The following is a 13,477-nucleotide window of genomic DNA, read 5'->3' as shown; positions in this document are numbered from 1 at the left end:
CCAAGTGCATGAAATATCTCATTGAGAATAAATGAGAGCACTGTAAGGAGCGATCGCAAAACCAGCGCTGTATGCCATTCCATCTTTGGGAGAAAACTCGCCACTCACAGCGTGTCCGCCAAAATTACTGAAATCGCCACTATACCCATTCCAATCGCTTGAGAAGCGACACCACCAAGTACCCAAGCGAGGTAAACCCACTCGGTAAGAATCCCAATAGCGGTTGGAGAAATTTAAAATGACAATAACGTCATCACCAGCACCACCTCGATCCCAACGATGGTAAGCAGTTACCTTATTCAAGTTATCAACTACATGGCAGTTTATATGCTGTCCTCTCAAACCGCGAGTATTGTTATCCCAATTGCGCCGCAATAGACAAAGGCGTTGGTAGAGGTCGTGAATACCAGCAAAGCGCTGCAGTCTATTCCAGTCTAAAGGATCGTCATCGCGAAAATGATCCACTTCGAGAAACTCTTGACCTTGCCAAATCATGGGAATTCCAGGTGCGGTGAGAACAATGGCAGCCCCCAACGTTGACCGCTTTTTAGCAACCCATGATTCGGGGTTATTGGGGTCTATTTGCCTGTTAACTCGAGTTTTTCCATTTGCCGTTTCATCATGAGATTCTGTATAAACCACTCGCTTAAAAGCATCGCCATTGAAACGACCGTAAAGCGCACTGGCAATCTCATTCATGTTCCGATACTCATCTAAGGGATTTTCCAATTCGTGTCGGACTTTGTGAATAAACCAGTGCCATTCAGCACTCATTCCTGCGCCCCCTTCAGGAGTTGGCTTAGTTAACCACCCGTCGTTATGCCAGTCTTCAGCTATCAAAATCTTGTGTCTGGGATATTTGAAAAAGTAGTTTATCTCATCGCTAATCCAACGCAACAGATTAAAGCCATCATTATTCCACCCTTTCCCATTATCAAATCCCCATATGTTACAGGTGCTATCTATCCTCAACCCATCACAGTGACATTCTCCCAACCAAAACATGGCATTATCCCGGAGGAACTGACGCACTTCCGGTCTGCCATAATCTGGTTTGGTATTTCCCCAAGGCGTTATGGCACGTCCATCGTTGTAGAAATAGACACCACCCCAGTTATCTAAACTCCAACCATCGAAGCGCCACAAACCATCTTGTAAATCGCTGGGGCCAAAATGGTTGTACACGCAGTCAAGAATGATGCCAACACCATAATTGTGAGCTGTATTTACAAAATTTTTAAAGTCATCTAAGTGACCGTAGGCAGATTCCAGAGCAAATGGAAAAGCGGTATTATATCCCCAGGAAAAATTGGCTGCAAATTCACTCGTGGGCATCAAGTTAATGCAGTTAATTCCCAGATCCCGCAAATAAGGCAATCTCTCAATCGCCTTTGTTAAATCTCCTGGTTCTCCATGAGGCGTGTCGTTAAACGTACCCAAGTGCAACTCATAGATAATCAGCGAGTTGAAATCAGGCATTTGAAAATTATCATCAGTCCACTCAAAATCCGAACGACTGACAATTCCTTTACCAACTGAACTCGTTACATCTTTAGCATAAGGATCTATTTTCCAAAGGACTTGTTCTGAATCTCGATTAACGATGCGATATCTATAGAGCTGTCCTTGTTTAATACCTTCCGCATCACCTGACCAATAACCATTATTTTCAGAAGCTAGTTCTATAAGTTTTTGCGGCTGAGTGTTATCCTGATTTTCTCGTTCGTATAGGGCAACATGAACTTTATTGGCAAATGGTGCCCACACTCTAAAAGCCGTACCGCGATCGTAAACAGTACTACCCATTCCTGGTTGTTTGCTGCTTACAGGAGTCTCTGTGAAATTTGAAGTTGGTTGCGTGGTGGAAACCATAGAATCGCGTCCTTATAAATAATTTGCTGATGTATATACAGGGCTAATCTTTTCAAGAAAATCAATGACTCTGGCACATAAGTAAGCATTGCTATTTCGTAGTGGCGATGCATACGCTCGCCGCTAGGCATGCCGTAGGCACAGACAGCGCAACTACAAACGAAAGTTTTTTATTGTGTATTTCGTTACACTCGGGATTTTTGCCAACTCATTTATTAATATATGTCAGCCAAACCAACTTATTCACTTCTAGATATTCTGGAAAATTATAGGAAATTTCTTTTATGGTAAAACCAATTTCAACAAAAACGGGGCTTACACAAACTCAGCCTATTTTCTAGGCTTATAGACGTATAGATCTCTCCAAACCTTTTAACAATAAGGGCTTGGATAAGCCCTAAAAAGTGCAACATACAAGGGAAACTTTAGAGTTGTTCCAAACAAAGATATGTTTGCAAACTATGTCAGTCTTCCAAAATTATCTATAAAGAAAAAATTAAATTTCTACAGGAAGTTTATCGCAATTCCGATTTAAAAAATCTATCTTTAGTAGGAAGTTTTTGAAAGGAAAAGATATATTAGGCTAAAAAATTGGGTAAGTTAAGTTCAAGCAAGTCAAAATCCGAGATCTCAAAAGCGAAATAACTTTCTACAAACTATGGCCTCACTTCTGAAGCAACAAGCAGCAGATGAATCCACGCCTCCCAAGCAATTATATATCCTTCTATGAATAGTATAGAAATAGCAAGAATAGATGCCAGAAATCCAAGTACCGATCCCAATTTACTGCGGAAGTTGGGGTTGAGTGAAGACCGAGATATCCGTGAGAGAGTTGCTACCAATCCTAATACGCCAATAGAAGTCTTGTTAGAACTGGGGATACAATTTCCAGAACAAGTGTTAAGCAATCCTGTCCTTCTCCTACTGTTGCTGGAAAATTTGAATCTAATAGAGCAAATGCCTTCAGCCACATTGATTCGTATAAAAATTGCGTTACACCCTAAAACACCCGTTCATATTTTGGAACAACTAGCACAAGATGAAAACTATTCTGTGCGTGAAGCAGTTATTGAAAATCCTAACTTACCAAAGAGCGTTTTGGAGCAGGTCTTACTTCAAGATAATAAAATAAAGTATTTACAATTAAAACCTGAGGGGTTACCTATTGTACTGACAAAATATACCAAAAATCATGATTTTCCATGGTCTGTGATAGCATTATTACACCCAAAAATTCCTCAAGAAATTTTAGAGGAAAAAGCACTTTCGTTTCATTGGTTAGAACGGTATGCTGTGACCAAAAATATCAACACTCCTAAAGATTGGTTAGAACTACTAGCCCAAGATGTTAACCGCATTGTTCGTGCTTCTGCCAAAGCTATGTTACAAGAACGATACTGAAGAATATTTGCCCTTGCATTATGGAAGTACGTACAACGTCACAAGCAGCTAAAAGTACTTGAGTTGTTTGGGACAACTGAGTGTGATGCAGGTTGTAGTTACAAACAGCAATGCCGAGTGTAAAAGCGGTTGTGGAGATAAAGCACATAAAAAAAGGTGGGCATTGCCCACCCTGTAGTATGGTGTGAAAAGGATTACATCATGCCCATGCCACCCATGCCACCCATACCACCCATACCACCCATACCGCCCATGTCAGGCGCACCAGCTGGTGGTTTCTTCTCGGGTTTTTCAACAACGAGTGCTTCGGTAGTTAAGACCATTCCTGCAATAGACGCAGCATTTTGCAACGCTGAACGTACTACTTTTGCAGGGTCAATAATTCCCGCAGCAATTAAGTCTTCAAATTCACCAGTAGCAGCGTTGTAGCCAATATTGAAATCGGTTTCCCGCACTCTTTCAACAACAACGGAGCCTTCAACGCCTGCGTTGTCTGCAATTTGGCGCAGGGGTGCTTCGAGCGATCGCGCTACAATATCAGCCGCAATCTTTTCTTCGCCACTGAGGCTTTCTTTAAACTCTGCTACTTTCTTGGACAGGTGAATGAGGGTTGTTCCACCACCGGGAACTATACCTTCTTCTACAGCCGCTTTGGTAGCGTTAAGAGCGTCTTCAATTCTGAGTTTGCGGTCTTTGAGTTCGGTTTCTGTTGCTGCACCTACTTTAATAACCGCAACACCACCAGCAAGTTTGGCGATGCGCTCTTGCAATTTTTCTTTATCGTATTCTGAATCGGTGTCTTCGAGTTGTTTGCGAATTTGACCAATTCTCTTTTGTACGTCTGCTTTGGTGTTGTCACCCGCAGCAACGATAGTTGTGTTTTCTTTATCAATTGTGATTCTACGAGCAGTTCCCAGCATTTCCAAAGAAGCAGCGTCTAAGCTTAAACCGATTTCTTCGGAAATCAACTGTCCGTTGGTGAGAATGGCAATATCTTGTAACATGGCTTTACGGCGATCGCCAAACCCAGGAGCTTTGATAGCGCAAACAGTCAGCACTCCTCGTGCTTTGTTGACCACCAAAGTTGCTAAAGCTTCCCCTTCTACATCTTCAGCAATCACCAACAAAGGTTGACCCAAACGAGCCACTTTTTCCAAAACAGGAACTAAATCCTGAATTGTGCTGATTTTTTTATCAGTAATGAGGATGCGGGCATTTTCAAATTCTACTGTCATCCGCTCGTTGTTAGTGATGAAGTAGGGAGATATGTAACCTCTGTCTATCTGCATCCCTTCAACAACTTCTAGTTCAGTTGTCAGAGACTTAGATTCTTCTACAGTGATTACACCATCTTTGGTGACTTTTTCCATCGCCTCAGCTAGCATGCTACCGACTTCATCGTCGTTACCAGCCGAAACTGAAGCCACTTGTGCGATCGCAGCCCCTTCCACTGGTTTTGCCACGGCGGCAATTTCTTGTACCAAAATATCGACAGTTTTGTCGATTCCCCGCTTTAGGGCAATAGGATTACTACCCGCAGCAACGTTCTTCAAACCTTCCTTGACTATCGCCTGCGCCAATACAGTTGCAGTGGTAGTCCCATCTCCAGCAACATCTTTTGTTTTTGATGCTGCTTCCTGGACAAGTCTTGCACCCGTGTTTTCCAGGGGGTCTTCCAGTTCAATTTCTTTAGCAACGGTGATACCATCATTAACAATTTGAGGCGCACCGAATTTTTTCTCTAACAGAACGTTACGACCCTTTGGTCCCAAAGTAATTTTCACGGCATCAGCTAGAGCGTTGATTCCTCGTTCTAACGCCCGCCGAGAGTCCTCATTGAATGAAACAATTTTCGCCATGTTTAGTTCTCTAGCACGTCCTGTTTTACAATTTAGCACTCAGAAGACAAGAGTGCTAATTTTTCCGGCAAAGACTGCGGATTGTTGGGAAAAAATTGATTAATATGTAGGTGCTTGGGTGGAGATTGGGGATTGGGACAAGGGGACAAGGGAGACAAGGAGGACAAGGGAGACAACCAACCCCAATCCACGCATCCACGCATCCAAAATTTCCCATCCTCAAGCCCCAATCCCCAATGATATAAGAAAGTAGCAATTGACAACGAGGACAAGGTAAAACTGAAGCTTAAAGACAAGCAGGCAAACTCAATGGCAAAACATGAATATATACAACGCCCTTCGTTACCTAGGTATTGCTGACCCCAGTGGTTCCGGCTGGTTGGCAGTAGTTTTTACATTTCTCTTAGCTTATGCAGTCACTTGGCGCATGATTCCCTCAGTTCGTAAGTTTGCCTTGAAAGTTGGATGGGCTGACCAACCAAATGCACGACGACTTAACCGCGAACCTCTACCCAATGCAGGGGGTTTGGCTATTTATGCGGGCGTGATTGCTGCGGTGGTACTCGCGAGTCTCTTACGACCTATTGAACTTGAAAGAGTGCTGGCTCAGGTACTCACTATTTTACTAGGTGGTTCGATCTTAGTACTTGTGGGTTTTATCGACGACCAGTTCGGTTTACCTCCTCTTTTTCGCTTATTAATTCAAATACTGACAGCTCTGTTATTGGTTGCCAATCGGATCACCATGAATGTTTCCTTTGGCACTCCATTTGACTATATACTATCGATATTACTAACAGTACTGTGGGTGGTAGGAATCACCAATGCCATTAACTTGATGGACGGCATGGATGGTTTGGCAGGAGGAGTCAGTTTTATCTCTGCCATGAGTCTACTCGCTGTTTCCGCCCAAGTTCCCAACCGTGCTGCAGCAACATTAGTTTTGGCAGCACTCGGAGGTGCAGCACTAGGTTTTTTACGTCATAATTTCCACCCCTCACGAATTATTATGGGTGATGCTGGAGCATACTTTTTCGGTTACGTACTAGCAGCTACTGGTATTTTAGGGAACTTACAAGCCCCCACAGCTGTCTCTTTAGTAGCTCCAGTTTTATTTCTACTCCTACCAGTGCTAGACACGACTCAAGTGTTTATCAGACGCTTGATGGCAGGTAAAAATCCTCTTAGCACTCCTGGTAAAGACCACCTACATCACCGCTTGCTTGCATGGGGTCTATCTCAACGTCATGCAGCGCTTACTCTTTGGACAATTGCTTTGATTTGCAATTTGTTGGCGATGAGATTGCAAAATATGAGTTTACTACAGATGCTTGCCACTACCGTTGGCATAGTCTCTCTCTTGGGCTTCGTGGTTTTGCAAAGAATACGAACGGCTTGAAGTATGAATTATGAAGTATGAATTATGAATTATGAATTTTATACTTATCATTCAGCATTCATAATTTATGAAATATGAATTGTATACTTATCATTCAGCATTCATAATTCATAATTCATAATTTTTTTTACATTACCATTCCGCCATCGACGTTAAAGACTTGTCCGGTAATATATGCTGCTGCTGGATCGGCAGCTAAAAAGCGTACCATCCCCGCAACTTCTTCTGGTTGACCGTAACGGCTTAAGGGAATAAATTTTAGAATTTCTTCAGATTTTAGGTCGCTTGTCATGTCAGTGGATATAAAGCCCGGAGCAACTGCGTTGACGGTGATACCGCGAGAAGCAAATTCTTTAGCGACTGTTTTGGTAAAGCCAATAACTCCTGCTTTTGCTGCACTGTAATTGGCTTGTCCGGGATTGCCCATTTGCCCTGCAACGGAGGTAATGTTAATGATTCGCCCCGAACGTTGCTTGAGCATAATTTTACTGACAGCACGAGTACAGAGAAAAACTCCCGTGAGGTTGAGATCGATGACGGCTTGCCAATCTTCTGGCTTCATGCGTAAAAGTAACGTGTCGCGAGTTATACCTGCATTGTTGACTAAAATGTCAACTCGGCTGAGTTTCTCCATGACCGTGTTGACTAAGGCTTCTACTTGGTCGGCTTTGCTTGCGTCTGCTTGTAATGCGATCGCCTGACCTCCAGCATCGGTAATTGTCTTGACAACTTCGTCAGCCGCACTGCTGGAACTGGCGTAGTTGACGACTACGTTCGCGCCCAGTTTTGCCAATTCGAGTGCGATCGCACGTCCAATTCCTCGTGAAGCACCAGTCACAACAGCGACTTGTCCGCGTAAATTTTGCAAATTCTCCGGCAATAAGTCCATTGAGTATTCCCTTTCATTGTTGTCGCGCTATACATAATAGGGCTATCTGAGTGCAAGAATAAAAACAATCGTTGAGACTCGGCGGATAACTGCTAGCAGAGATTACCATTGAAAAATCAAACTATAAAAAATTGGTGGGTATTACATGACTACCAAAAAGCAATTCAACAGCTTTGAAGAGATGCTATCTGGCTCTGATGTTCCTGTCTTAGTGGATTTTTACGCTGACTGGTGCGGTCCTTGTCACATGATGAGCCCGATTCTAGAGCAAGTCAACGCCCAACTCCAAGGGCGGATTAGAGTTGTCAAAATTGATACTGAAAAATATCCCCAGCTGGCAACAGAGTATCGGATTGAAGCTTTACCAACACTGATGGTGTTTAAACAAGGTCAGCCCGTGGATCGGATTGAAGGTGTCGTACAAGCACCACAATTGATACAACATTTGAATACGTTAATTTAACGACTTCATCCACTTGGATGACGCGTACTACTTGTTAAGTTTAAATAAAATGGGGGGTGAAGAAAGGTGTCACAAATTGTACTCAATCACCTCCTGTTTTTCCATGTTGATTGCAAAATTTCTTGTAGGGTGGGCATTGCCCACCCTAAGCCCATAGGTAATCTTCTAACGACAAGGGAGCCGTCTCAATTTTTTCAGCAATTTCAACAGCTTTAAATAAAAAAGCTCGAAACCATAATCATTTTCGGAGCTTTCACATACGGATATTTTAATTAAATAGTTGTATTATCCTGTTTAACTATAGATGACAACTTGCGACATATTGGGCTAGTTACTTGATTAACAATAAATTCTTTATGTAAAGTCATCTCAGCATAAGTTGTCCTGCGACCATCTATTTTAATAGTAACAGTTCCTCCACAACAGCTATTACCGCTAAGCCCTCTAGCAGGAAGTTTATTTAAATGTGTGGGCTTTGAACTAGGAAGACTAGCCGCACATTGTTGAGATAGTTGAGTGCATAAAATATGAACATTTGGAACTGAAGAAATAATACCTTCTACTATTTCTATACGGGGATTATTAAAACGATTGCGATCGATGGAGAATATGATGAACTTTGGTTTGATAAAAGTACAAATTTGCTCGGCAAATTTTTTAGCATTTCCACGTCCTGGTCTTCCACCATGATGAGGAAAAACAAGGATGTCAGCGCTCAAAGTCTTTTGATCTTGAATCAAATTGTCAAATCCTACACTATCAATATCCGCTGCTAGTATGGCCACTCTGTGAGAATCGTGAACTATGCCGATAACGGCTGATATTGAGTTAGAAGTTAATCGCCGTCCTTGTAAATCAGTTCCTCCAGCACCACTTAAATTTAATTCAGGTGTGGGTGCAAGGACTTCTATATTGACTGAACCAATGTTCAAAATCCCCGTTTTTGTTGTTGTTAATTCTGATGAAACTTTAGTTCCTCGTTTGCGAGCATCTTGTAAAGAATAACGTACATCCTTCCAAATTGCACTGTTCTTAATTGCATCAGGGTTTATATGTACGTTGTGAACTTTGATATCTTTATTTGAGAGTAAGTCAATTATCCCTCCAATATGATCTGCATCAGAATGGGAAATGAGGATATGTAAAATTTCTGTAATAGATAGATGCTCAAGAGTTTCTACCAACGTACCCCCTGGGGGACAGTCAATAACAATTACATCATTTGCATCTCTGATTAACGCACAATTTCCATGTCCAACATCTAAAATAATTAGTTCAGGTGAGTCCATCATCTTCATCTGGTTCAGGTGCTAATTCAAATTTTTCAAAATACAGATCATCAGGTTTTTCTGCTCCTGTGTTTACATAAGCAAATAAACGCATATCTGGTTTTAATGCAACTCTAATATTCTCTGGAATCAGAGAAGCTGGAAAACGAACAGCCGTATAGGGATTCCAACTAGGAACAAATGCATCTACAACAGGTTCATTAGATTCTTCATCAATATTAGCAATCCTAACTATCGTTCTACGAGGTTTTCTGGTACTTGGTACTTTCCCAGAAAGTTCTGAGGTACAATCTTCTATTCCCTTAGCAATCCTTGAAGCATTGGCTTCTTTTCGACTAAGTAGTACTGGGATTTTATGTCTCCATTTTCTAATCGAAAAAGATGTATCCATCTCTGTGTATTGTGTTATCAATATTGATGGAAATTTTATGTCATATAAAGCCGCAACTAATTCTGCTCCATAAAAATTAGCAAATCCCGAATTACTCAATCGGTGATCGCACACGGCACCTTGAGCATTTTCTCTAATAAGAGATACCAAGTCATTGACATTGTGAAAATTTCCATTATCTAATAAAAATGGTTTATAACCTGCGTCCTCTATTTCCCATACTGTTGCTTTAGCCTGTGTGGTGTCATCATCAACTATAGCTATTATTTTTTCATGTAAAGCTTGTGTTACAATCATAAAATTTACTCTCCAACAAGTGTTAATTCTACAATAAATTCTGCTCCACCTAATTCACCTTTTGGAATTGCTTGTACCATTCCTCCCAGATCGGTTACAGAATCTCTAACAATTGTCAATCCCAAACCTGTACCACCTTCTCTAGTTGTTTTACCAGGCAGCCAAATTTCGTCTAATTTTATGTTATGAATTCCCGAACCATTATCCAAAACTTTAATTTTTAAATGACTGCCTTCAATTTCAGTTCTAATAACTATTTTTCGTCCTTCTATACGTCCACCCGTAACGTTAAAAGCATTTATAGCGTTTGTTAAAAGATTTGTAATAATTGCTTCTAACAAAGCAGTGCTTCCATAAATACAAGGATTTGTATTAATTGTCTCTTTGATAATTTCAATTTTGCCTTCATCAAAAAAAGGTTCAAAAAGTGCAATCATATCGTCAATTACATTGTGAATATAGACAACACCTGCACGGCGTTTTTCTCGTTTCAACAGATGCAGTGGAAAATTAGAAAAGCGTAGTAATGATTGACTTACTTTATAAAGAATCTCAACCGGATCTCCTAAGTAAGTTTGATATTTTTCTCCCAAAATTTCTTTACCCTTTTTTTCTATTCTCTTAGCTATTTTTTCAATTAAAGTCACTGGTTTGCCAGATTCATGAGCGAAAACTGCTGCAGTTGTTCCTGCTGTAGCAAGACTGCGATAAAGCTGAAGGTCTTCACGTAATATCTTGGTTTCACGTTCTGTTATAACTTCATATTGCTCAACAGCTTTTAGGACTATAGGGCGAGATTCTTGAGGAACTTTTGCTTCAATAACTTCTTCAATTTTTGCTTTAGCTTCTGTAATATCACGAGGAATTTGTTTCTTAACTCTTTCTCTTTGCGTTTCAGTAACTTTAAGTCTTTCTTTAGCCATCCACTCTAACACATCAATTGCGAAACGTTTTAACTCTAAAAAAGCTTCATTTTCAATGAAACCAAGCCGATCGGTTTTCTGAATTAACATATCGCTAGGGTCATTAACAATCACTCTACCAATAACCGTTTTTGTTGAAGGACGTACCTCTGGATTCCTCGCTCGTGAATAATTTAAGTTCAACCAATCATCATCTGGATCGCCATAAGGTTTTACCCGCAGCCCTTGATGGTATAGATGAACATTCCCTGCTTGAGCAAGCCATTCTCTAACTTGCTTGACAGAGACAGAAGTTTTTCTCGCTGAAAAACTTTGAGGATTTAGCAAGAATACCCACAATTCAAACTCTGTTGGAGGTGTTTTGTAAGGAGCTTCAGAAGTTTTTTGAGAAAGCTCGCTATGCAATGCACGAAAAATTACGTTTCCCTGCCAGTCTAACAGACTTGCTTCAGCAATCCCGTCTTCATTTATATAAGCTTTCAAATGATATTCAGCATCACTAAAGTAAGTATTATTAACTTGTTGTTCAATCTCAGAAAATTCTGGAGCAATAAGTTGAATACGGAAACCAGCCTGATTATCAAACGGCTCTGCTAACAATAAAAGCTCTCTAGCTAGTCTTTGGATGTCACGCTTAGTGAATATATTTTTAAGATTTCTAACTATAATGTCAGTCCCATACTTTTTATCTGTACTACTTTTTAGGACATCAAATGAAACATCTTCTACGACATCAGCTTCCTGAAAATCATTCCAATTAATCGTTAGAGAATATTCAACTCCTGGTTCATCTTTAGGTCTAGTTTTCAAAAGTACCTGAGAACCCATCTGTAGAGCCGCTAACCTACCTAATCCTTTATTACCTACAGGTAAGCGACCTAATTGAGTAACTTCACGGATAGCTTTTTTCGAGCGACCTAGCACCAGCCATCCCTCACTAATGGCATCTTTATCCATACCAAAACCGTTATCTGAAATAATAATCGAGCCACCTATAGCGCTAGTTTTGATAAGTTCTACTGTGCATTCAGTAGCATCAGCATCATAAGAGTTCTTAACCAATTCGATGATTCCTTGGTCTGGATTCGGAACGAGTTCTTCTCCCAGCCTTTGTAGAATTTTTGGTGAAAACTTAAAATGCATCATTGATTTAGCTATAAATATCAATAAATTGTACTAGATGAATTTAATTCGCTGTTATTTATTGATAAACTTTTGTCTTGTCTCAGACTAATTGTGAACAAGGATAAAGAGTTGATATATTGGAGTGACGCATAGAGATTATTAATTAAAATTTTAAATCTTCTGCTCAAGCCTAACAAACAAAACTCTATCTTTCAGCGATCGCTACGCCCACCTCAGATATCCTTTACCCATTTTAGGTAAAAGTAGCGATCTCTCGCTAGTCGAGTACTTCTTCCTCCTTCTCTGTGATGATGCCATCATAGATTAATTTCCAAATAGAAGAACTGGTTCAATCCCTTATTCTCTTGGACAACGTTAAACGCGAACTTTTCTAAGCATAAATGCTAGTGTAATTATTTTCGTTTATCCATAAGGATTTTTCGTAACATAACTTACGCAACTCAATGGTATTTTGGGAATTCCAGGCGTTGCAGATCCCCCAACCTAGTGTTAAGGATGTAAATTTAAGCTATGCCCAATTCCAACTGGCTAGACGCGCAACACAATCATCTGAAAGGCAATTCGATGTTGAAGAACAAAAACAGAAGTTAAAAAGAGGTACAGAAGAAATTTAAAAGCTTTCACTGTTAGAATGTTTGATGTCTTGAAGAATTTGAAAAAAATCTTGACGCAATGTTACAATTTCTCCTACCCATTTGTTTGAGAAACTAATTTCTTCTTCTTCCTTCTGACGAATATCTACAATTTTATTCTCAATCTCTCCATATAGATGTTCTTTTACCTGCTGAATTTGTTCTTCAACCTGAGTTTCAAGGTCTTTGGCTATTGCCTGAAACTGGCTAGTAATTTGGAGGCGTGCATCGGATAATTCTTGAGCTTTTTTGTCTTCTTCTATCTTTTCAAAAATGTTAACACCAACTAAAACAGCCCCTATTACAGGTCCGGCTATCTTAACTGTATTACCTATATTTTTAGCATAGTACTTAAGATTTGAAGGTTAAAAACTCCAGCATGAAATGGCTTCATGTTACTGTCAGGTCTGATAAATAAGTCACCATTAGAGTTAAAGTAATCAAGAATTTCTTCTCTCCTTCGGATCAACTCTCCTAGGGAGAGCATGAAATACTTGTTGTTGAGTAAATATTGACCAAAGTAAGTGTAGTAAGTAGAACAACGAAGATTTTTTTCGTCCATGTAAGCTCCGGGAATCCAAGAAGTCTTTAAGATATCTCGACCTAAATTGAGTGTTCCTCTAAATAAAATACAATCATTTTCGGTAAAGTATTTATAAGCTTCTTTAGGATGAAATTGAAGATATTTTGTTTCTTTGTAGGTGTATCCTTGTCTTATCAATTCCTCTAAAAATTGTTCTTCAAAATCAAAGATATTTCGTTCAATTAACCAATTCACTTTTGTCATATTGTCTTTGCTATCAATTCTATTAATGGGTGCAGGAATTCACGCAAGATTAGAAGCGATCGTACAACAATCGCGTAACTCTTGACTGGTAACCAATAACCAATGCTGCATTTTAAGTGGAAATACAAG

At 40.1% G+C, this 13,477-nt stretch carries 10 protein-coding genes; 3 read left to right on the top strand and 7 right to left on the bottom strand.

The window, feature by feature from the left end:
- Nucleotides 1-18: 18 nt before the first annotated feature.
- Nucleotides 19-1,872 (bottom strand): alpha-amylase family glycosyl hydrolase, encoded by a 1,854-nt coding sequence (locus HC643_RS19105; RefSeq protein ID WP_038085529.1) that lies wholly within the window; start codon nucleotides 1,870-1,872, stop codon nucleotides 19-21.
- A 726-nt stretch (nucleotides 1,873-2,598) separates the two neighbouring features.
- On the opposite strand from HC643_RS19105, the gene HC643_RS40850 reads away from it, so the two are divergent.
- Nucleotides 2,599-3,273: a hypothetical protein gene (locus tag HC643_RS40850; RefSeq protein ID WP_038085524.1), complete on the top strand. Its 675-nt coding sequence runs from the start codon at nucleotides 2,599-2,601 to the stop codon at nucleotides 3,271-3,273.
- A gap of 194 nt (nucleotides 3,274-3,467) precedes the next feature.
- On the opposite strand, the gene groL is transcribed toward HC643_RS40850, so the two are convergent.
- Nucleotides 3,468-5,132: a chaperonin GroEL gene (groL, locus tag HC643_RS19095; RefSeq protein ID WP_038085521.1), complete on the bottom strand. Its 1,665-nt coding sequence runs from the start codon at nucleotides 5,130-5,132 to the stop codon at nucleotides 3,468-3,470.
- Between the two features lie 319 nt (nucleotides 5,133-5,451).
- Here groL and HC643_RS19090 point away from each other — a divergent pair, with 319 nt between their 5' ends.
- Complete coding sequence (locus HC643_RS19090) at nucleotides 5,452-6,531, top strand: MraY family glycosyltransferase (RefSeq protein WP_038085519.1); 1,080 nt, start codon at nucleotides 5,452-5,454, stop codon at nucleotides 6,529-6,531.
- 127 nt (nucleotides 6,532-6,658) lie between these two features.
- On the opposite strand, the gene fabG is transcribed toward HC643_RS19090, so the two are convergent.
- Nucleotides 6,659-7,420: a 3-oxoacyl-[acyl-carrier-protein] reductase gene (gene fabG / locus HC643_RS19085; protein ID WP_038085517.1), complete on the bottom strand. Its 762-nt coding sequence runs from the start codon at nucleotides 7,418-7,420 to the stop codon at nucleotides 6,659-6,661.
- Between the two features lie 145 nt (nucleotides 7,421-7,565).
- On the opposite strand from fabG, the gene trxA reads away from it, so the two are divergent.
- Nucleotides 7,566-7,883 carry a thioredoxin gene (gene trxA / locus HC643_RS19080; RefSeq protein WP_038085514.1) on the top strand — a complete coding sequence of 106 codons (318 nt, stop codon included), beginning with the start codon at nucleotides 7,566-7,568 and terminating at the stop codon, nucleotides 7,881-7,883.
- Between the two features lie 272 nt (nucleotides 7,884-8,155).
- Here trxA and HC643_RS19075 read toward each other — a convergent pair whose 3' ends face one another.
- From HC643_RS19075 to HC643_RS19055, 4 genes are all read right to left on the bottom strand, one after another.
- Nucleotides 8,156-9,175: a ComEC/Rec2 family competence protein gene (locus HC643_RS19075; protein WP_202048632.1), complete on the bottom strand. Its 1,020-nt coding sequence runs from the start codon at nucleotides 9,173-9,175 to the stop codon at nucleotides 8,156-8,158.
- Nucleotides 9,159-9,860, bottom strand: coding sequence for a hypothetical protein (locus tag HC643_RS19070; RefSeq protein WP_038085511.1), 702 nt, complete (start codon nucleotides 9,858-9,860; stop codon nucleotides 9,159-9,161). The genes HC643_RS19075 and HC643_RS19070 overlap by 17 nt, the downstream gene beginning before the upstream one ends.
- Nucleotides 9,861-9,865: 5 nt before the next feature.
- Nucleotides 9,866-11,929 carry an ATP-binding protein gene (locus HC643_RS19065; protein ID WP_202048631.1) on the bottom strand — a complete coding sequence of 688 codons (2,064 nt, stop codon included), beginning with the start codon at nucleotides 11,927-11,929 and terminating at the stop codon, nucleotides 9,866-9,868.
- A gap of 963 nt (nucleotides 11,930-12,892) precedes the next feature.
- Nucleotides 12,893-13,348, bottom strand: a complete 456-nt coding sequence (locus HC643_RS19055) for a hypothetical protein (protein WP_038085566.1) — start codon at nucleotides 13,346-13,348, stop codon at nucleotides 12,893-12,895.
- Nucleotides 13,349-13,477: the final 129 nt, after the last annotated feature.

Origin of the sequence: Tolypothrix bouteillei VB521301, from assembly GCF_000760695.4 — a bacterium.
Classification (GTDB): domain Bacteria; phylum Cyanobacteriota; class Cyanobacteriia; order Cyanobacteriales; family Nostocaceae; genus Scytonema; species Scytonema bouteillei_A.
Note: the sequence above shows the minus strand (reverse complement) of the source record. Positions and strands in the feature narration are given on the sequence as shown.